General features: G+C 72.8%; 18 protein-coding genes. 9 read left to right on the top strand and 9 right to left on the bottom strand.

What is annotated here, in order from left to right; genetic code table 11:
• Nucleotides 1–340 (top strand): transposase (locus tag ACIP94_RS18430; protein WP_402426231.1); only part of this gene is annotated, 340 nt, incomplete at its 5' end.
• Between the two features lie 326 nt (nucleotides 341–666).
• On the opposite strand, the gene ACIP94_RS18425 is transcribed toward ACIP94_RS18430, so the two are convergent.
• The 3 genes from ACIP94_RS18425 to ACIP94_RS18415 form a co-directional block, all read right to left on the bottom strand.
• The gene (locus ACIP94_RS18425; RefSeq protein WP_402426229.1) at nucleotides 667–1,323 is read right to left on the bottom strand and encodes a pyridoxal 5'-phosphate synthase; all 657 of its coding nucleotides are present in this window, start codon (nucleotides 1,321–1,323) and stop codon (nucleotides 667–669) included.
• Nucleotides 1,324–1,367: 44 nt separating this feature from the next.
• The gene (locus ACIP94_RS18420) at nucleotides 1,368–2,864 is read right to left on the bottom strand and encodes a carboxylesterase/lipase family protein (RefSeq protein ID WP_402426227.1); all 1,497 of its coding nucleotides are present in this window, start codon (nucleotides 2,862–2,864) and stop codon (nucleotides 1,368–1,370) included.
• Nucleotides 2,865–3,123: 259 nt separating this feature from the next.
• On the bottom strand, nucleotides 3,124–3,771 hold the full coding sequence (locus tag ACIP94_RS18415) for a TetR family transcriptional regulator (protein WP_402426225.1): 648 nt from the start codon (nucleotides 3,769–3,771) through the stop codon (nucleotides 3,124–3,126).
• Between the two features lie 169 nt (nucleotides 3,772–3,940).
• Between ACIP94_RS18415 and ACIP94_RS18410 the strand changes: the two genes are divergently transcribed.
• A complete protein-coding gene (locus ACIP94_RS18410) occupies nucleotides 3,941–5,482 on the top strand; it encodes a long-chain fatty acid--CoA ligase (protein WP_402426223.1) in 1,542 nt (513 codons plus the stop codon).
• A gap of 128 nt (nucleotides 5,483–5,610) precedes the next feature.
• Nucleotides 5,611–6,627, top strand: coding sequence for a hypothetical protein (locus tag ACIP94_RS18405; RefSeq protein WP_402426221.1), 1,017 nt, complete (start codon nucleotides 5,611–5,613; stop codon nucleotides 6,625–6,627).
• A 104-nt stretch (nucleotides 6,628–6,731) separates the two neighbouring features.
• Here ACIP94_RS18405 and ACIP94_RS18400 read toward each other — a convergent pair whose 3' ends face one another.
• The gene (locus tag ACIP94_RS18400) at nucleotides 6,732–7,907 is read right to left on the bottom strand and encodes a thiolase C-terminal domain-containing protein (protein WP_402426219.1); all 1,176 of its coding nucleotides are present in this window, start codon (nucleotides 7,905–7,907) and stop codon (nucleotides 6,732–6,734) included.
• Nucleotides 7,908–8,003: 96 nt separating this feature from the next.
• Here ACIP94_RS18400 and ACIP94_RS18395 point away from each other — a divergent pair, with 96 nt between their 5' ends.
• On the top strand, nucleotides 8,004–9,179 hold the full coding sequence (locus ACIP94_RS18395) for an acyl-CoA dehydrogenase family protein (protein WP_402426217.1): 1,176 nt from the start codon (nucleotides 8,004–8,006) through the stop codon (nucleotides 9,177–9,179).
• On the top strand, nucleotides 9,176–9,649 hold the full coding sequence (locus tag ACIP94_RS18390; RefSeq protein WP_402426215.1) for a nitroreductase/quinone reductase family protein: 474 nt from the start codon (nucleotides 9,176–9,178) through the stop codon (nucleotides 9,647–9,649). The genes ACIP94_RS18395 and ACIP94_RS18390 overlap by 4 nt, the downstream gene beginning before the upstream one ends.
• A 25-nt stretch (nucleotides 9,650–9,674) precedes the next feature.
• Here ACIP94_RS18390 and ACIP94_RS18385 read toward each other — a convergent pair whose 3' ends face one another.
• Complete coding sequence (locus ACIP94_RS18385) at nucleotides 9,675–10,286, bottom strand: LysE family translocator (protein ID WP_402426213.1); 612 nt, start codon at nucleotides 10,284–10,286, stop codon at nucleotides 9,675–9,677.
• 97 nt (nucleotides 10,287–10,383) lie between these two features.
• Here ACIP94_RS18385 and ACIP94_RS18380 point away from each other — a divergent pair, with 97 nt between their 5' ends.
• Nucleotides 10,384–10,845 (top strand): Lrp/AsnC family transcriptional regulator, encoded by a 462-nt coding sequence (locus ACIP94_RS18380; protein ID WP_402426211.1) that lies wholly within the window; start codon nucleotides 10,384–10,386, stop codon nucleotides 10,843–10,845.
• A 104-nt stretch (nucleotides 10,846–10,949) separates the two neighbouring features.
• Here the strand turns inward: ACIP94_RS18380 and ACIP94_RS18375 are convergent, their stop codons facing one another.
• A complete protein-coding gene (locus ACIP94_RS18375) occupies nucleotides 10,950–11,597 on the bottom strand; it encodes a TetR family transcriptional regulator (protein WP_402426209.1) in 648 nt (215 codons plus the stop codon).
• A 143-nt stretch (nucleotides 11,598–11,740) separates the two neighbouring features.
• Here ACIP94_RS18375 and ACIP94_RS18370 point away from each other — a divergent pair, with 143 nt between their 5' ends.
• Nucleotides 11,741–12,604, top strand: a complete 864-nt coding sequence (locus ACIP94_RS18370; protein ID WP_402426207.1) for a VOC family protein — start codon at nucleotides 11,741–11,743, stop codon at nucleotides 12,602–12,604.
• Nucleotides 12,605–12,861: 257 nt separating this feature from the next.
• On the top strand, nucleotides 12,862–15,195 hold the full coding sequence (locus ACIP94_RS18365) for a PQQ-binding-like beta-propeller repeat protein (protein ID WP_402426205.1): 2,334 nt from the start codon (nucleotides 12,862–12,864) through the stop codon (nucleotides 15,193–15,195).
• Nucleotides 15,196–15,279: 84 nt separating this feature from the next.
• Here ACIP94_RS18365 and ACIP94_RS18360 read toward each other — a convergent pair whose 3' ends face one another.
• From ACIP94_RS18360 to ACIP94_RS18350, 3 genes are read right to left on the bottom strand one after another with little or no spacing between them, the layout of a single operon-like run.
• Entirely contained in the window at nucleotides 15,280–16,059 is a 780-nt protein-coding gene (locus tag ACIP94_RS18360) for an enoyl-CoA hydratase/isomerase family protein (RefSeq protein ID WP_402426203.1), read from the bottom strand.
• Nucleotides 16,056–16,472, bottom strand: a complete 417-nt coding sequence (locus ACIP94_RS18355; RefSeq protein ID WP_402426267.1) for a Zn-ribbon domain-containing OB-fold protein — start codon at nucleotides 16,470–16,472, stop codon at nucleotides 16,056–16,058. The genes ACIP94_RS18360 and ACIP94_RS18355 overlap by 4 nt, the downstream gene beginning before the upstream one ends.
• 16 nt (nucleotides 16,473–16,488) lie before the next feature.
• Nucleotides 16,489–17,637, bottom strand: a complete 1,149-nt coding sequence (locus ACIP94_RS18350) for a lipid-transfer protein (protein ID WP_402426201.1) — start codon at nucleotides 17,635–17,637, stop codon at nucleotides 16,489–16,491.
• 93 nt (nucleotides 17,638–17,730) lie between these two features.
• Here ACIP94_RS18350 and ACIP94_RS18345 point away from each other — a divergent pair, with 93 nt between their 5' ends.
• A complete protein-coding gene (locus ACIP94_RS18345) occupies nucleotides 17,731–19,359 on the top strand; it encodes a FadD3 family acyl-CoA ligase (RefSeq protein WP_402426199.1) in 1,629 nt (542 codons plus the stop codon).
• The last annotated feature ends 525 nt before the right edge of the window (nucleotides 19,360–19,884 follow it).

The following is a 19,884-nucleotide window of genomic DNA, read 5'->3' as shown; positions in this document are numbered from 1 at the left end:
CGATTCCGGCCTGGCGGTCCACGTGATCTGCGACAACCTCTCCGCCCACAAGGCGCCGGTGGTGCACAAGTGGCTGCTGGCGCACCCGCGGTTCCGGCTGCACTTCACACCCACGTACTCGTCGTGGATCAACCAGGTCGAGCGGTGGTTCGCGGAACTGGAGCGGCGCTGCCTCGAACGCGGCGTCTTCTGCTCACTCGACGAGTTGAAGACCGCGCTCGAAGACTGGATCAAGACCTGGAACGAACAGGCCCGCCCCTTCAAGTGGACCAAGACCGCAGACCAGATCATCGACCGCATCTGCCGCTACTGCGACAGGATCTCCGGACCGGCTCACTAGGCGCTTCCGCCCGCCGCGGCACCCCGCCCCCGCCCCCGCCCCCTTGCGCCTCTAGAGCTGTCGCTCCCCTGAGAGCTGTCGGTCCCCTGAGGGCCGTCGCTCCGCCGAGAGCTGTCACCCCCGCCCCCGACGGGGCCATGAGTGCGCGTGGCACGCGGCCTGCGAGGAGGTCCTCAAGCCGGCCATGACGGCCTGAACCCCGCCCGGCGGCCGGGCGGTTGCGTCACCCGGGAACTGCGCCTCCGGCGCCACTCACCGGCGCGCAGTCGTGCGGAGGGGCTCGGCGCGCAGTCGTGCGGAGGGGGTCGGCGCGCAATCGCGCGCCGTCAGGGCCACAGCAGCTGCCTGGCCCACCCCTCGCCCTCCCGGCGGTAGACCAGCCGTACATGCCGGCGTTCCGCGTCCCCCTGGAAGAACTCCACCTCCTGGGGGCTGAGCCGGTAGAGCGTCCAGGACGGCACAGGGGCGTCCGGCTCACGCCGCGCCCGCTCCCACGCCTCCCGCGACGCCCGTGCCAACTCCTCCGCCGATCCGAGCACGTGGCTCTGGCGGCCTGTGAGCGCCGCGGCCAGCGCGCCGGTCGAGCGGGCGTGCAGATCCGCCTGGCCCTCCACCGCGGGCGCGGCCGTGACCGGCCCGCGCACCCGGACCTGGCGGCCCTGGACGGGCCAGTAGAAGCCCAGGGCGGCATACGGCCGCACCGCGAGCTGCCGGCCCTTGCGGCTGTCCGCGTGCGACGCGAACGCCCACCCTTGTGCGTCCGCACCATGCAGCATCACGATGCGGACATCGGGCGTGCCGTCGGCGTCCGCCGTCGCCAGCGACATCGTGTGCGGCTCGGTCTGCCCCGCCGTCACCGCCTCCGCGAACCACCGCGTGAACAGCGCCAGCGGATCCGCGGGCGCCGTCGCCGGGTCGAAGGAGGGCAGCTCGACATCCCAGACCCGCAGGGATCTGAGCAGCTCGTGAAGATCCGTTGCCATGCCCCGAGTATCGCCTTCGGGTCCGGCAGCGACGGGCAGGGGCGTCAGCGCAGTCCCTCCCACAGGGTCCGCAGGTCGCGGCGGGGGTCGTGGGCGAGCCCCGGTGACGTACCGAAGTGGCGGACCGTGCGGTCCGGTTCACGGTAGGCGGGCCAGCCCGGATCGCCCGTGGCGGCGAAGGAGACCCACGCGGCGTGCATGCTGTCGGCGAGGCGCTGCGGCCGGGCGTCGCCGAGCAGGGGTGCGAAGCCCGGGTCGGCCAGGTTGTCGAAGACGAAGGGGACGTCGGCGGTGTGGCAGGCGCCGAGCGCGCCGTCGAACGCCGGGGAGGGCCAGGCGAGTTCGTAGACGAACGCGCGGGCACCGTGGCGTGCCCGGGCCTCGGCCAGGCGCAGGGCGGGCAGCCGGTAGAACCAGTCGGTCGCGATCTCCGCGAGGAGTTCGCCCGGCGTCGCCTCCGGGAAGGCCGCGCGGTAGGCGAGCACGCCACGGCCGGGCGGCAGACCGTACGCGGTGGCGACGCGCTCCACGTGGTCGTCGGTAACCCGGCGATCCAGCCCGGTGGGCACCGTGAACAGGCGGAACTCCTCGCGGGTGCAGCCCACCAGGACATCGACGCCCGCCGCGGCCCCCTGGGCGATCGCCTCGGTGGGCGGGAGGGGCAGGGTGTCCTGGTCGACCACCGGTTCGAAGGGCATCAGGTTGAGGGCCGCCTCGCCCCACAGGGCCGGGTCGGGGTGCGCGGAGATCTCGGCGCGCATCTGCTGCTGTGCGGCCAGCAGCCCTGCGAGGGGAGCGCCGGCGAGGCCCGGCCGCGTGGGCGGGACTCCCAGGATCGAGGCCAGACGGGTGGCGACGAGGGCGGCGGAGCCGGCGGAGAGGGTGTGATGGGCGGCGCCGCTCTGGAGTACGGCGCGCTGGAACAGCCCCTTGGCCGCGGGCATGGCGAGCAGCGCGCCGATGCTCATGGCGCCCGCCGACTGGCCGAAGACGGTGACGCGCTGGGGGTCGCCGCCGAAGGCGGCGATGTGGTCCCGGACCCATTCCAGGGCGGCGATCTGGTCCAGCAGGCCGAGGTTGGCCGGTGCGGTGTCGTGGGGGCCGAGGTGGAGGAAGCCCTGGGCGCCGAGGCGATAGTTGAGGGTGACCAGAACGACGCCGTCACGGGCGAACGCGGTGCCGTCGTAGCCGGGGACGGAACCGGAGCCGTTGCTGAAGGCGCCGCCGTGGATCCACACCATCACGGGCAGGCGCCCGGCCGTGTCGGGGGTCCAGATGTTGAGGTTGAGGAAGTCTTCGCCGGGGATGTCCACCTCGGGGATGAGGCGGTCCATCGGCGCGGGGTAAGGAGCCTTGGGGGCGGTGGGACCGTAGGCATCGGCATCACGGATTCCGTCCCACGGGAGCGGCGGCCGGGGTGGTGCGAAGCGCAGCGGCCCGGTGGGCGGGGCGGCATAGGGGATGTTCCGGAAGCAGGCGATGCCCGTGGGGCCGAGGGTGCCGCGCACGGAGCCGTGGGAGCCGACGAGGACCGGTCGCATGGGCGCTCCTTCACAGGGCGGGGTTGGGGAAGTCTCCTGCGCGCGGGGCGGGGAAGCGCTCCGCAGGGAAGGGGAAGGTGCCTTCGAGGGGCGGGGGAGGCGCCTTCGCAGGCGAGGGGGAAGCCCCTCCGCACGGGCGGGGAAGGCGCCTTCGCAGGCGAGGGGGAACCCCTCCGCACGGGAGGCGGAGGCGGCTTCGCGCGCATGGGGGGACGCAGAGGCTCCGCCCTCCGGCCCGGCGCGTACGAAGCCCGTGCGCTCACTGGTCGGCGTTGACGATCCGCAGGGCGAACCGCGCGTACTGATCGGCGACTTGCTCGCGGGTCCGGTCGAGGGCCGGGCCGAACCAGTGGGCGACCTGGACGCCGAGGCCGCCGATCGCGGTGACCGCCAGCAGGGGGTCGTCCACGTTGAACTCACCGTTTTTCACGCCGTGTTCGAGGACCTCGGCGAGCAGGCGGCGGCATTCGTCCCGCAGCCGGAGCGAGGGCGCGGCCAGTTCGGGGTCCAGGGCGTGCAGTTCGCCGTTGGTGACGACCGCCAGCAGCGGATAGTCGGTGTGGACCAGCACATGGGCGCGGACCAGGGCGGCCAGCCGCCGGGCGGCGCCGTCGTCCCGGGTGCGCGCGGCGGCCTCGGACAGCCGGGTCCACATCTCCTCGTGGCCGATGCGCACCAGCTCCGCCAGCACATGCCCCTTGGAGGGGTAGTGCGCGTACAGCGTCGCGGAGTTGATGCCGACCATGCCCGCGATCTGCCGGATCGAGGCGCCGGCGAAGCCGGACTCGGCGAACAGTTCGAGCCCGGCCTCCAGGATGCGGCCGCGGGTGCCGGGCGGTGTGACGCCGTCGGGCAGGTCCGCTGCCATGGCGACGACCCGGCGGGGCTCCCATGTGGGAAGGTCCATGGCTGCTCCTGGGGCTCGCGGAGGTTCCAACCGATCGATTGGTTGACACCGTAGCGCAGAAGCCGGATGGTAGCTCGCAACGACCCGGACACAACCAATCGATTGGTTGGCCGCTTGGATGTGCTGCCCGTCGCGGCGGCCGCCCGCGATCCTCCGAGGGAGCCCTCCCGTGAGCAGCCCCGTCCCGAACCCCGCAGCGCCCGAGAACCTGGCGACACTGCTGACAGCACAGGCGAAGCGGGCTCCCGAGCGGACCGCCCTGCGGCTGGGGGCCGAATCCCTGGGCTACGGCGCGCCGGCGGAGTCCTCGGCGCGGATGGTCGCCGCCCTGCGCGCCCACGGTGTTCGCCCCGGCGACCGGGTCGGGCTGATGGCGCCGAACGTTCCGGCCTTCGCCGTCCTCTACTTCGGGATCCTGCGCGCCGGTGCGGTGGTGGTGCCGGTCAACCCGCTGCTGAAGGCCCGCGAGATCCACCACTACCTCACCGACTCCGGCGCGGCACTGCTGCTGGCCTGGGAGGAGTACGCCGCCGAGGGGCAGGCGGCGGCCGAGGCCTGCGGAACCCCCTGCCTGGCGGTGGCCCGCGAGAGCCTGTCCGATCTGCCGGCGGCCTACGCGCCCGTGCCCGAGCCGGCCGACCGGGCCGCCCGGGACACCGCCGTCATCCAGTACACCTCGGGCACCACCGGCAACCCCAAGGGCGCCGAACTCACCCACCGCAACCTCGTCCGCAATACCGAGGTCAGCGCCCGCACCCTCCTGCGGCTCTCGGAGGACGACGTGGTCTTCGGCGGTCTGCCCCTGTTCCACTCCTTCGGCCAGGTCGTCGGCCTCATGTGCGCGGTGGCGGCGGGTGCCTGCCTGGCCCTGCTGCCCCGGTTCGACCCCGGTGAGGTGCCGGCGATGCTCGAGCGGGACCGTGTGTCCGTCTTCCTCGGTGTACCGACCATGTACGCCGCCCTGCTCGCCCATCCCGCCGCCCGCACCACCGACACCTCCTCGCTGCGGCTGTGCGTCTCCGGTGGTGCCGCCCTGCCCGTCGAGGTCCTGCACGGCTTCGAAGCGGCGTTCGGGTGCACGGTGCTGGAGGGCTACGGCCTCTCGGAGACCTCCCCGGTGGCCTCGTTCAACCATCCCGAGGGCCCTCGCCGCCCCGGCACCATCGGCACGCCGATCGAGGGGGTCCGGATGCGGATCCAGGACGACCGGGGCCGGCCGCTCCCGGACGGGGAGCCCGGCGAGATCGCGATCCGCGGACACAACATCATGAAGGGATACCGGCGGCGCCCGGAGGCCACCGCCGAGGCCATCGTGAACGGCTGGCTGCGCACGGGCGACATCGGCGTCCGCGACCCGGACGGACTCCTCCGGGTCGTGGACCGCAAGAAGGAACTGATCATCCGCGGCGGCTTCAACGTCTACCCCCGCGAGATCGAGGAGGTCCTCTACCGGCACCCCGCGGTGGCCGAGGCCGCCGTCGTCGGCGTCCCGCACCCCACCCACGGCGAGGAGATCGCCGCGGTGGTGGCCCTCAAGCCCGGCGCCACCGCCACGCCGGACGAACTGCGCGACTTCGCCCGCGCCCAGGTCGCCCCGTACAAGTACCCCCGGATCGTCCGGATCGCCGCCGCCCTGCCGAAGGGCCCGACCGGCAAGATCCTCCGCCGCGCGATCACCCTGTCCGACGACGCCGCCGAGCGGTCCGACTGAACCGCGCCGCGGGCACGGCCTCCCCTCCCGCACCGTCCGCAGGCCCACGGGTCCGGCCGTCGCCGCCCCCTGCCCGGGTCCGCCCGCCCGGGCGGCACCCGCCCTCCCCACCCAACGGAGTGTGCACAATGAGGTTCCGCTCCCCGCGCAGAGCCGCCCAGGCCGTCGCCGCCCTCGGCGCCACGGCCGTGCTGGCCGCCGTCGGCCTGGCCGCACCGGCCCAGGCCGCCACCCCGCCCCTGCCGGATCTGAACATCACCGGCACCTACGTCACCGGAGTCTCCTCCGGCGGCTTCATGGCCACCCAGCTCCAGGTCGCCTACTCCGGTACCTTCGACGGCGCCGGAATCGTCGCCGCCGGGCCGTACGACTGCGGCCAGGGCAACGTGATCAAGTTCGTCACCTGCGACCTGGGACTCGGCGTCGGCGCTCTGGAGCGCCAGGCCGACGACTGGGCGGCCGAGGGCCGTATCGACCCCGTCTCCCACCTGGCGGGCAAGCCGGTCTACACCTACCACGGCTACCTGGACCCGGTCGTCAACCCGCTGGTCTCCCGGGCAGGCGTCGACTTCTACGAGCACTTCGGCGCCGACGTGACCTACCACGACTGGGATCCGGCCGGGCACTCCTGGCCCACGCCCGACGGTGTCGTCCCCTGCGCGCTCACTTTGCCGCCGTTCCTCAACAACTGCCACGACGACCCCCAGCGCGAGATGCTCACCACCTGGCTGGGCGGCGTCAGCCCGCGCAACACCGGCGCCCCCAAGGGCACCCTCACGTACTTCGACCAGAACGCCTACGCCCCCGGCGGCTCCGCCCGTGCCCTGTCCATGGACACCACCGGGCAGCTCTACGTCCCGCCCGCCTGCGCCCAGGGCGCCCCCTGCAAGCTGGTGGTGGCCCTGCACGGCTGCCTGTCCGCTCAGCAACTGCTCGGCACCGCCTTCGCCGAGAAGGGCAACCTCGACACGTACGCCGACACCGACAACCTCGTCGTCCTCTACCCGCAGGCCGTCTCCAGCGTCTGGCCCGTCAACCCCCAGGGCTGCTGGGACTGGTTCGGCTACACCGGCTCCGACTACGCCGTCAAGAGCGCCCCGCAGATGACGGCCATCGTGAACATGGTCCACGCCCTGGGCGCCTGACCCACCCGATCCACCCCGCCCGGCCCCGCGGTACCGCCCGGCCACCGGCTCCACGGGACCGGGCCCGCCCTCGCGGGCTCGGCACGCGGGCTCGGCACGCGGGGTCACCGCCCCAGCACCATCGTCCCCGACGAGCAGAACCAGCCCCCCGTACCGGACGCGACGGCCAGCCGGGGCAACGCGCCGTCGCGTGCCCGAACTTGACGCTCACCGGCCTCTCCCCGCAACTGCCGTACCGCCTCCACCAGCAGGAACAGCCCCCGCATACCGGGGTGCTGGGCCGAGAGGCCGCCCCCGTCCGTGTTCACCGGGAGCCGGCCGCCGCGCACCAGGAGCCGCCCCCCTTCCACGAAAGCCCCGCCCTCGCCCTTCCCGCAGAACCCGAGGTCCTCCAGCGTCACCAGCGTCATATAGGTGAAGGCGTCGTAGATCTCCGCGAAGTCGATCTCCTCCGGGCGCACGCCCGCCCGCCGGAAGGCGAGAGGGCCGCTGACCGCCGCCGGGGACACGGTGAAGTCGGGCCATTCGGACATCGTCGCGTGGGACACGTGCTCCCCGGTCCCGAGCACCCACACCGGTGCCGTACGGCAGTCCCGTACCAGTTCCCCGGCCACCAGCAGCACCGCCGCCCCGCCGTCGGACCGTATGCAGCAGTGCAGCCTGGTGAAGGGGTCCGCGATCACCGGGCCGGACAGCACCTCGTCGACGGTGATCGGAGCGCGGAACATCGCCTCCGGGTTCGCGGCCGCGTTCGCCCGTGCCTGCACCGCCACCTCGGCGAGCTGTTCGAGCGTGGTGCCGTACCGGTGCATATGGCGGCGGGCGGCCATCGCGTACTTGGCGATGAGGGTGTGGCCGTACGGGGCCTCGAACTGGAGGGGTCCGCGCGTGCCGAAGGACAGGGTGCCGGTGCGGCGGCCCGCTCTCACGTCCGCGCGGGCCGTCGAGCCGTAGACCAGGAGCACCGCCCGTGCGTGGCCCGCCGCGATCGCGTCCGCCGCGTGCGCCGCCATGACCTCCCAGGTGGCGCCGCCGACGGAGGTGGAGTCGACCCAGGTCGGCCGCAGCCCCAGGTACTCGGCGACCTCCGCCGGAGCCAGGGCGCCGAGGCCCGCGGAGGCGAAGCCGTCGATCACCGAGCGGTCCAGCCCGGAGTCCGCCAGGGCGCGGCGGGCGGCCTGGGCGTGCAGGGCGTACGGCGTCGCCTCGTCGAGCCGGCCGCAGTCGGACAGGGACACCCCGGCTATCGCGGCCGTCCGTCGAGCGGTCAGGGCACTCATGATCTGACGGTACATCAGACTGTGCGTCGGCGGCCCTGTGCAGACGCGGGCCGGCGCCGTAATATGACGGATCGTCAGACAGAGGGGGCGCCACCCATGGACACCCGCTTCACCGCCGAACAGGACGAGATCCGCCGTACGGTGCGCAAGGTGCTCGCGGGGCGCTGTGGGCCGCGGGACGTCCGGGCCGCCGCCGACACCGACGCCGGGTACGACCCCACCCTGTGGGACGCCCTCGCCGGGCAGCTCGGCCTGGCCGGGCTCGCGCTCCCCGAGGCCTACGGCGGGACCGGCTGCACCACCACGGAACTCGCCCTCGCCTGCGAGGAGACGGGACGCTGCCTCGCCCCCTCCCCGCTGCTGTCCACGGCGGTCCTCGCCGGGCCTCTGGTGGACGCCCTCGGCACCGACGCCCAGCGCGCCGGCCTGCTGCCCCCTATCGCCTCCGGGGAGCTGACCGCCGCCCTCGCCGTGCCCGGGACGGCCCTCGCCACCGCCCTCGGCCTCGTCGGCGACAACCGGGGCGAATGGGCGGGCGGCGGACGCGCCGGCGGGATCCAGGCCCGGCGGGCGGACGGTGTCTGGCGGCTGTACGGGGAGGCCGCGCAGGTGCTCGACGGACACAGCGCCGGGCTCCTGGTCGTCGCCGCGCACACCGGCGGGTTCACCCGGTCCCGGACCCTGCTGTTCCTGGTGCGGGAGGGCGGGGTGCGGACGCGGCAGACCTCCCTCGACGCGACCCGTCCCCGCGCGCGCGTCCAACTGTGCGACGTCGAGGCCGAATTGCTGGGGGAGGACGGCGCCGATGTGCCCGGGGCGCTCGCCGCCGTCGGGGACCGCGCCGCCGCCGTTGTGGCCTGCGAGGCCGTCGGGGCCGCCGACCGGGTCCTTGAGCGGACCGTCGAGTACGTCAAGCGGCGGGAGCAGTTCGGCCGGGCGATCGGTTCCTTCCAGGCCGTACAGCACCGGCTGGCCGATGTGTATGTACAGGTGCAGACGGCGCGTTCGGCGGCGTACTACGCGGCCTGGGCCACCCGGCACGGGGAGCCGGTCGGCGGGCTCGCCCTCGCCCAGGCGCTTCAGGCGCTGCGCACCGCCGCGGGCGAGGGGATCCAGTTGCACGGCGGCATGGGGTTCACCTGGGAACACGAGGCGCATCTGTACTTCAAGCGGGCGGCCGGGGACGACCTGCTGTTCGGCCCCGCCCACCGGCTGCGGGCGCACGCGGCCGGCACGGCACGGCTCTTCACGGAGACGGAGGTGGCGGTGTGACGGCCAGGGGGGTGCGGATCGTGCAGAAGGTGTCCTCCGCGCGGGCCTTCGCGAAGGTCGCGCCGCACGTCCTGCCCGCGCTGGACCGTGCGGTGCACCGGCTGACCCGGGGCAGGGTCCTGCCCAGCGCGCGGATGCTGCCGGGCGTGATCCTCGTCTGCACCGGCGCGACGAGCGGCCTGGAACGCCGTACACCCCTGGCGTGCATGCCGGAGGAGGGCGGTAGCTGGATCCTCGTGGGTTCCAACTTCGGGCGGTCCGGCCACCCCGCCTGGACGGCGAACCTGCTCGTCCACCCCGACGCCGAGATCAGCTGGAAGGGGGAGGACATCCCGGTCACGGCCCATCTGCTGGCGGGCGAGGAGCGGGAGGCGGCCTGGCGGGCGGTGCTCGCCTTCTGGCCGCCGTACGCGACCTACCAGGCCCGGGTGGAACGCGAGATCCGGCTCTTCCGGCTCGTACGGCGCTGATCACGCGGTCGGCGGCCCCGTGGGCTCAGAGCGTCGCCAGCCGCTCCACCAGCAGGAACGCCCCGATCCCCAGCATCGCGGCCCCGCTCGTCCGGGTGACCGCGCGCGCCGCGGCGGGCCGGGCGGCCAGGACCCTCCGGGCCAGGACCCCGACGGCGAGGTAGACGGCCGCGCAGCAGGCCATGTGCGCGAGACCGAGCACCCCGGTCTGCACCGCCACCGGCAGCCGCGCTCCCCGGGTGGCCAGGAACTGCGGCAGCACCGAGAGATAGAGCAGCAGGCCCTTGGGGTTGAGGCCGCTGATGCCGGCGCCCCGCAGGAAGACCCTGGCCGCGCTCGCGTCGGCGGCCTCCCCGGCGGCGGCGCCCGGAGTGGCCGGCCGGCGCAGCACCTCCCACCCGAGCCACACCAGATACCCGGCTCCGGCCACCGTCAGCGCCGTCAGCAGTCCCGGCGACCCCGCCACCAGGACCGCGAGCCCCGCCGTCGCCAGTGCCGTGTGCACCGCGTACCCGGCCACCAGGCCCCCTACCGCCGGCACCACCGACCGCCCGCGCAGACCCGCCGCGATCGCGTACGCCCAGTCGGCGCCCGGCACGCACACCAGCAGCAGGTCCACGGCGAGGAAGGACATCATCGCTCCCGTGTTCGTGGTGGTGACATTAGGCGCGAAGCATCCAAAAGTGTTCCCGAAATTTTCCCACGATCCGGCCCGCTGGGGGAGGATTTCCCTCATGGATTCCGTAGACCAGAAAATCCTTGCCGAGCTGCAGCAGGACGGGCGGCTGACCGTGACCGAGCTGGCCGCGCGGGTGCGGCTGAGTGTGTCGCCGTGCCACCGTCGGCTGCGCGAGCTGGAGCGCACCGGCGCGATCCGCGGTTACCGGGCGGTGGTGGACCCGGCCGCCGTCGGGCTGAACTTCGAGGCACTGGTCTTCGTCTCGATGCATCAGGAGGACCGGGACACCGTCGCAGGGTTCGAGCGGGCCCTGAGCGAGGTGGAGCACGTCCTTGAGGCGCAGCGGCTGTTCGGCGAGCCCGACTATCTGCTGCGGATCGCGACCGCGGACCTCGCCGCCTTCCAGCGGCTGTACGACGAGCGGCTGGCCACCCTGCCGGGTGTGCAGCGGCTGACGTCCACCCTGGTGATGAAACACGTGGTGGAGGACCGCCCGTTGCCCATGACGCGGGCATGAGCAGAGGGCGGTGGCCCACCGGAGTGGACCACCGCCCTTATGACAGAACGTGTGCCGGAACCGGGATCAGCCGGCCTGGTCAGGGGTGAAGGTGTGATGCCGGGCTACCTCGTCGGCTTCTTCTCGGTCACGCCCAGGTACACCAACAGCGCCAGGTTCGGCCTCAGTTCGGCCTGCTTGACGCCCCAGGAAGTGAAGCCCTTCTGGTGGGAGGCGACGGACGCGAGCATCGCCACGAGCGCGCCGGCCACGGCCGCCGGGTTCACCTCCTTGTCGACCCTGCCCTTGGACTGGAGTTCGGCGATCGAGTCCGCGAGGGAGTTGGTCACGGAGTTGAGGATCTTCATGCGGATCTTGTAGAAGCGCTTGTCGCCCTCGGCCGCGCCCAGGTCGACGACCCGCAGGATCGCATCGTGCTTGCGCCAGAACTCGAGGAATCCGTCCACGAGTTCCTGCGCGGTCTGCCAGCCCGCCTTGCCCACCCACGAGCGGCCTTCGAGCAGCCGGGTCAACCCGGCGCCCTCCGTGGCCATTTGCTCGGCGATCTCCAGGACGGCGCCCTCGACGTCCGGGAAGTACTGGTAGAAGGTGGCGGGGGAGGTCCCGGCCTTCCGGGCGACATCGATGACTTTGACGTCCCGGTAGGGCGATGAGCTGAGCATCTCGCTGAGGCAGTCGAGCAGCTTCTGCCGGGTCGCCTGCCCACGCCGACCGGCCACACGGCCGTCGACGGTACGCACTTGTCCTGTCATGCCGTCAGCTTACCGAGGGGTGATGGGAGCGCGATTCGGCCGAGTGCAAATGGGGAGTGGAGGGGTGGACGAGTGCTGCTGTGGCTGGTGAGAAGGGAGTACGTACGCGCGCGCCCCACGGGAATCCCTTTTAACTTGGCGGCATGGCCGAAAATCCGCCGTCGCCTCCGCCGTCGCCTCCGCCGTCCCCGTCCTCGGGGGACGACGCGTCTTCCGCGGACGCCGCCGCGTCTTCCGCGGAAGACGCCGCCTCCCGGAGCGCCCCGTCCGCGGGCGGCCCGGACCAGGACGGTCCGGCCGGTCCGGCCTTCCCCGAGGGTGTTCCCTGCTGGATCGACGTCCAGCTGCCGGACCTGGAGGCGGGCAAGCGGTTCTACGGTGGGCTCTTCGGGTGGACCTTCCGGGAGGCGTACGGCTCCTCCGTGTGGGCGTGCCTGGACGGCGCGCCGGTGGCCGCGCTGGTCCGCAAGTGGGACGGCCGGATGCCCACCGTCTGGACGGTGTACTTCGCGACGCCCGACACCGCCGCGCTCGCCGGGCGGATCCGGGCGGCCGGCGGTCAGGTGATCGTCCCGCCCACCCCCGTGGGCCACCTCGGTGTCATGGCGCTGACCTCGGACCCCGAGGGCGCCGTGTTCGGTCTGTGGCAGGCCGGGACGCACGCGGGCTTCGGCAAGCGGCACGAGCCCGGCTGCTTCACCTGGTCCCAGCTCTACACGCGGGACACCGCCGCCGCGGACGCCTTCTACGCGAGCCTCTTCCATGACGCCCTGTTCGGTCCGGGTGCCGTTCCCGACTTCGGGCGCGCCCCGATCGAGGACGTCTTCCCCGCCGAGATGCCGCCCCACTTCCTCGTCCACTTCTGCGTCGAGAACGCCCGGGCCGCCATCGAGACGGTGGGCCGGCTGGGGGGTCGGGTACAGGTACCGCCGTTCGAGGCCTCGTACGGACGGGTGGCGGTCGTCACGGACAATCAGGGGGCGTCCTTCGCGCTGCTCCAGAGGTAGCGGAGGCGTAGCGGCACGCCCCGGGGGCGGCACTTCCGGGGCGCGTCGGGCGTTCCACCATGCGGGCGCCCGCTTTCCCGGAGGCGCCAGGCATGGTTTTGTCCTGAGACACCCCGATCCGCCCCCGGGTTCGCAACCGGTGGCCCGGACAGGAAGAATCAGGGTGCGTGCCGCCACGGCGGTGCGGTGGTGAGACGCTGCACGGGGTCGCGTGCACGAGGCGGATGACGCGACCCGTACGGGGAGGTGGCAGGCAAGTGGTGGATCAGCTGACGCAGCACGATCCGCGGCGTATCGGGCCGTTCGAGGTGCTGGGACGGCTGGGTGCCGGCGGCATGGGGCTGGTCTATCTCGCGCGCTCGGCGTCGGGCCGGCGCGTGGCGATCAAGACGGTGCGCACCGAGCTGGCCGAGGACCAGTTGTTCCGGGTGCGCTTCACCCGTGAGGTCGAGGCCGCCCGGGCGGTCTCCGGCTTCTACACGGCGGCCGTGGTCGACGCCGACCCGCGCGCGGCCGTGCCATGGCTCGCCACCGCGTATGTGCCCGCGCCCTCCCTCGAGGAGATAGTGACCGAGTGCGGGCCGCTGCCGGCCCAGGCGGTGCGCTGGCTGGCCGCGGGCGTGGCCGAGGCGCTGCAGTCCATCCACGGGGCGGGCCTGGTCCACCGCGACCTCAAACCGTCGAACGTCCTCGTGGTCGAGGACGGCCCCCGGGTGATCGACTTCGGTATCGCCTCCGGCGTATCGAACACACGTCTGACGATGACGAACGTCGCCGTCGGCACGCCCGCCTATATGTCCCCCGAACAGGCGAAGGACTCGCGCAGTGTGACCGGCGCGAGCGATGTCTTCTCGCTCGGCTCGATGCTCGTCTTCGCGGCCACCGGACATCCCCCCTTCCACGGCGCCAACCCCGTCGAGACCGTCTTCATGCTGCTGCGCGAGGGCCCGGACCTGTCCGGTCTGCCGGACGAGCTGCGCCCGCTCATCGAGTCCTGCATGCAGATGGAGGCCACCGCCCGCCCCAACCCGGCCGACCTCCAGGCCCAGCTCGCGCCCCACCTCTTCGGCTCGGGCTCCGACGACAGCGGTACGGCCTCGGCGTGGCTGCCCGAGAAGGCGGTCAGCCTGATCGAGGCCCGCCGCGGCGGACGCCCGCCGGCCAAGCCGTCTCTCCCCGCCGGCCGCAGCGCCGGAGGGGGACGGCCCGCGCTGCCGCCCCCTCCGTCGCACGACCCGGTGCCGGTGCCGGTCGGCGTACCCGACGCCGGACCGGTGCGGCTCGCGGGCGCGTCGGTGCCGATCGGCCCCGGGCCGAGAGTCGCCGACGCGCGGGCGGCCGCCGTGAAGGCACCTCCCCCCGAGGCGGGCCTCGCCGCGTCCTGGTCCCGGCCGGCCGGCGGCGTCAACGGGGCGGCGGGAGCCGTCCCCGCGATCGCGCCCCCGCCCCCGGAGACGGCCTCCGGCTGGCGCCCGTGGCGCTTCCGCATGTCGAACGACCTCTGGGGCACGCCGACGGTCGCCGACGACCTCGTGTACGTGACCTCCTTCGAAGTCCACGCCCTGGACGTGGCCACGGGCCGCCGCCGCTTCAAGACCCGCGATGTCGCCTGGTCGACGGCGGTCGCCGACGGCCGGGTCCACGCCTCGGACGGCCCCACGCTCTTCGCCCTGGACGCCCGCGAGGGCACGGACCTGTGGCGGCTGTCCCTGGACGGCTGGGTGTACGCGCTCAGGGCAGAACGGGGCACGGTCGTCACCGGGACCCGAGGCGGCGGTGTACAGGCGTGGGAGGCGTCGAACGGGCAGAAGCTGTGGGAGACCAGCGGCGCCCAGACCGACTTCGAGGCACCGGAGGCGGGGCCGCTGATCCATGACGGCACGGTCTACGTCTGGCAGGACGCCCGGCTCCGGGCTCTCCAGGCGCGTACGGGTGAGGAACGCTGGTCCTACCCGATCGGGGACGCGGCGTCCTGCGGCGGGGTGCCGGTGCGCCTGACGCACGCGTCGGACGGCTGCGTCTACGTCTCGGCCGGCACCCGGGTGCTGGCGATCGAGGTGGCGACCGGCATGGTGCGCTGGCACTTCGAGGCGCCCGCGGTGTTCCTGTGCCCGCCGGCCTTCGTGCCCGGCCCGGCCGTCGCCGGCGGCGGCATCTACCTCGCGGACTACCTGGGCACGGTGTACGCCCTGGACGCGGCGGACGGCCGCGACCGCTGGCGCATCGCGACGGAGGCCCGGGCCGCGATCGACCCGGTGCTGGTCGCCGCGGGACACGTCCATGTGGGCAGCGGCAAGGGCCTGTACACCCTGGACGCGGTCACGGGCACCCCGAAGTGGCGCTTCCAGGCGGGCGGCGACATCGTGGGCACCCCGGCGGTTTCGGAGGGCCGTATCCACTTCGGTTCCACGGACCACCTGCTCTACACGCTGAAGGCCGACGACGGGCGCCTGCGCTGGAAGCTGGCCACGGGCGGGGAGATCACCGGTGCGCCCGTGGTCAAGGACGGCGTGGTGTACGCGTGCAGCAAGGACCGCTGTGTGTACGCGCTGGACGCCGAGAAGGGGACGGGCACGGCACGGACGGCCTGAGGGTGACCACCGCCGTACGGGCCCGTCGGAAGGGGCCGGTGCACCTGACGGCGGCGGTCACCGGCGGCGACCGCGCGAGGCCGCTCATCTCACCCGGTGGCCCCCCGTCCGCCGCGCCGCGAACAGCTTCGTCTGCCGCTCGGGCGGCAGATTCCCGAGCGCGATCAGCGCCGGTGCCTGCGCGAAGGCCGCGGCCCGCGCCGTCTCCTGCGCCGCCCACAGCGCCCGCACGGTGCCCTGGACCCCCTCCGGCGGGTGGGAGGCGATGACCTCGGCACAGCGCACCGCCGCCTCCACCGCACCGCCGGGCTCGGTGAGTTCGGAGACCAGCCCGATCTCGTAGGCCCGTCGTGCCGAGATCCGCTCGGCGGTGCCCATCAGGGCCATGCGCGCCGCCTCCCCGTAGGGCATCCGGTGCGCCATCAGGACGGACTCGAATGCGCTGACCATCCCGTAGCTCGTGTGCGGGTCGAAGAAGGTCGCGGTGGTGTCCGCCACGACGAACTCGCTCTCGCCCAGCAGATAGAACGCCCCTCCGCAGGCGATGCCCCGCACGGCGGCGATCACCGGCTTCCACAGGCCGTTCGCCTTCGGGCCGATCCCGAGCAGGGGATCGTCCAGCATGAAGGGCGAGGAAGGCTGCGGCACCCGCGTGTCCCGGTCGATCCCCGTGCAGAAGGCCCGCTCACCCGCCCCGGTGAGCACAACAGCCCGTACCGACTCCTCGAACCGCAACCGCCGCCAGCACGCGCCCAGTTCGTGGGCCATCGCCAGATCGACGGCGTTGAGCCTCTCCGGCCGGTCGAGCGTGACGACGGCGACGCCCGTGGCCCGGTCGGCGGCGATCCGCAGCCCCCCGCTCACGGCCGCTCCGGAACCCACCGCGGCAGCCCGTCCGCGCCGAAGACGACCTGCACCTTGGTGCCGATCCGGATCCGGTCGGGCGGCATCGAGTCCAGCGGTGCGTCGGGAGCGGTGACCAGATTCCCGACGAGCCGGATGCGCGGCGCCTCCGTCAGCTCCACCACGATCACGTTGTACGGCGCCTGCGCCGCGTAGGCCGGGAGCAGCGGCGGATGCGGGACGACATACGACCAGATCCGTCCCGTGCCGCTCATCCGTCGCCACTCGCTCGCGAACGACCGGCAGTGCGGGCAGCAGGGGCGCGGAGGGAAGCGGAGCTCACCGCAGTCGGCGCAGGCCTGGACGCGCAGCTCGCCCCGGCCGGCGTACTCCCAGAAGGGCGCGCCGTCCTCGTCGGGCACGGGGGACAGCAGGGTGTCGGCCATGGCTTCAGCTCCTCAGCAGCAGGGCGGAGGTCGGCACGCCCTCCCCCGCGGTGACCAGGCAGGCGGCGGCGCCCGGGACCTGCGCGGTACTGGTCCCGCGCAGCTGCTTCACGCCTTCGTTGATCAGATTGAACCCGTGCACGTACGCCTCGGACAGCCCGCCGCCCCCGGTGTTGACGGGCAGCCGCCCGCCGACCTCCAGTGCGCCCCCCTCGGTGAAGGCCGCGCCCTCCCCCCTGGCGCAGAAGCCGTAGCCCTCAAGGGAGAGCGGTATGAGGGCGGTGAACGCGTCGTAGATCTGCGCGACATCCACGTCGTCCGGGGTGAGATCGGCGTGCTTCCACAGATGCCGGGCGGCCGTCCACGCCGGACCGGTGAGCGGGTCGTCGTTCCAGTAGTTGACCATGCCGTGGTGCTGGGCGGGGAGGCCCTGGGCGGCGGCATGGACGTAGACGGGCCGATGCCGGCAGTCACGGGCGCGGGCGGCGGAGACGACGACACAGGCCAGCGCGCCGTCGGTCTCCAGACAGTTGTCGAAGAGGCACAGCGGCTCACTGATCCAGCGCGAGGTCATATACATCTCCCTTGTCAGCGGGCGCTCGTACATGATCGCGGCGGGATTCTGGTTGGCCCTGTTCCGGCAGGCGAGGGCGACGTTGAAGAAGTGGTCCCTGCTCGCCCCGTACTCGTGCATGTACCGCCGGGCCAGCATCCCGATCTCGTCGGCCGGCCGCAGCAGCCCGAAGGGCCGGGTCCACTGGGCGGGCGTGGGCAGTTGGACAGCCGTGTTCCGCCAGGGCCGGGGTCCGCTGCCGCGCTTGCGGGACCGCCAGGCCACGCCGACGGTCGCCTGCCCGGTGGCGACGGCGGCGGCGAGGTGCGCGACGGTGCCGCAGGAACCGCCGCCGCCGTACCCGACCTTGCTGAAGAAGGTGAGGTCACCGAGCCCGAGGGCCTTCGCCACCTCCACCTCGTCGGTCTCCTCCATGGTGTACGAGGCGAGCGCGTCGACCTCGCCGGGCGCGATCCCGGCGTCGTCGAGGGCGGCGAGAATCGCCCGGCACGCCAGCGCCTTCTCCGGCTCCGCGAGGCGCCGGGCGAAGGCGGTCTGCCCGATACCGGCGATGGCGGTCGCGTCCTTGAGCCCTGCCATGGGCGCACCTCCGTGAACGACGGCGGCTGACAGTCCGTCAGATTACAGCTAATCTGACGGGTAGTCAGCTATGCGTGCCGTGGGGAGGACGCCGTGCGCGGCGACGTGGAGTGGGGCAGTATTCCGGGACTCGTCCGCAGCGCCGCCCGCCGCTACGGCGATGCGGAAGCGGTGGTGGAGAGCCGGAACCGGATCTCGTACGCCGAACTCGGCGCCCGTGTGGAACGAGCCGCGGCGGCGTGCATCGCGAACGGCGTCGCCCTCGGCGACCGCGTGGCGATCTGGGCCCCCAACACCCTGGACTGGATCGTCTCCGCGCTGGGCGCGGTCTCGGCGGGCGCGGTCCTGGTCCCCCTCAACACGCGCTTCAAGGGCACCGAGGCCGCGTACGTCCTGGAGCGTGCCCGGGCGAAACTGCTGTTCGTGACCGGCACGTTCCTCGGCACGTCCTATGTGGCCTCGCTGCGCAGGGCGGCGGGCCAGGGCCCCGGAAGCGGCCCCCTCCCTCGCCTCCCCCGTCTGGAGCAGGTGGTGGTCCTGGCCGACGACGCCCCGGCCGACTTCCGCACCTGGAAGGACTTCCTGGCCGACGGGGAGGGCGTGGGGGAGGCCGGGGTGCGGCGTCGGGCATCGTCCGTGACCGGCGAGGCCCCGTCGGACATCATCTTCACCTCCGGCACCACGGGCCGCCCCAAGGGCGCCGTGATCAGCCACGCCCAGACGCTCCGGGCGTACGAGATCTGGAGCGACCTGGCGGGCCTGCGCCGGAACGACCGCTACCTCATCGTCAACCCCTTCTTCCACACGTTCGGCTACAAGGCCGGGGTGCTGGCCTGTCTGATGCGGGGCGCGACGATGATCCCGCAGCCGGTGTTCAACGTGACCACCGCGCTGGCGAACATCGCCGCGGAGCGGGTGTCGGTCCTGCCGGGCCCGCCGACGCTCCACCAGTCCCTCCTGGACCACCCCTCCCGGGATGCCCACGACCTCTCGGCACTCCGCCTGGTGGTGACGGGAGCGGCGGTGATCCCGCTCCGCCTCGTGGAGCGCCTGCGCGGGGAACTCGGCGTCGAGACGGTCCTGACGGCGTACGGACTGTCGGAGGCGAGCGGCTTGGTGACGATGTGCCGTCGCGGGGACGACCCGTCACTGATCGCGACGACGTCGGGAAGGGCGATTGCCGGCACGGAGGTGAGGGTGGCGAACCCGGAGGGCGAGCCCCTGCCCCCGGGCGTCCCGGGGGAGATCCTGGTCCGGGGCTTCAATGTCATGCGGGGCTACTACGAGGACGCGAGCGCCACCTCGGAGGTCCTGACCCCGGACGGCTGGCTCCGCACGGGTGACGTGGGCGTCCTGGACGAGGCGGGCAACCTGCGCATCACGGACCGCATCAAGGACATGTTCATCGTCGGCGGCTTCAACGCGTACCCGGCCGAGATAGAGCAACTGCTCGCCCTGCACCCGGACGTGGCGGACGCGGCGGTCATCGGCATCCCGGACGCCCGGCTGGGCGAGGTCGGCAAGGCCTATGTGGTCCGCAGGCCGGGGGCCCTGGTGACCGGCGACGACCTCATCGCCTGGTCCCGCCGCGAGATGGCGAACTACAAGGTCCCGAGGGAGGTGGAGTTCGTCGCGGAACTGCCGCGGAACGCGAGCGGGAAGGTGGTGAAGGGGGAGTTGCGGGGGCGAGGGCGCCAGAGGCGAGGGGGGAGTGCTGTGTGACAACCAGGCTGCTTCGACTATGCCCGTTCACCAGGTTCCGCTGGCGACAACTCCCGAGCTTCGGTTCATCCACCCATCGACTGTGAGCTCCAACTTGCCGCGCCCGGAAGGCCGGTGGGCATGACGGGCAAGTGAAGCCCCTGGTAGAGGGCTGGAGAAGGGTCAGCGGATCCGCTGTCACTCATTAGGCCTATTTTCCGATTAATCGGCGGGGGTGAGGGGAAGTGAAAACTGTGCCTCAGAGGGGGTGGAAACTCTGCCTCAGAGAGGAGGGAAAGGATGATTAAGAAGATCGTGCGCAGGTTGTTTGCGGATCAGCGCTACGGCGCGTACCGCGTCCACTGGTAACTCGCGCCTTCCCTCGCACTGTAGCGGTGACATCGTACTTGCCGCCCGGTGTGGACGTGGGGGGGGGGGGGGGGGGGCCGCCCCCCCCCCCCCGGCGCCCGGGGTGGATTATTATAAACAAACAAAAAATGGGGGGGGGGCCGGGGGTAAGAAAATAACAAAAAAACCCACCAATAA

This window comes from Streptomyces sp. NPDC093261 (genome assembly GCF_044753645.1).
Taxonomy (GTDB): domain Bacteria; phylum Actinomycetota; class Actinomycetes; order Streptomycetales; family Streptomycetaceae; genus Streptomyces.
Note: the sequence above shows the minus strand (reverse complement) of the source record. Positions and strands in the feature narration are given on the sequence as shown.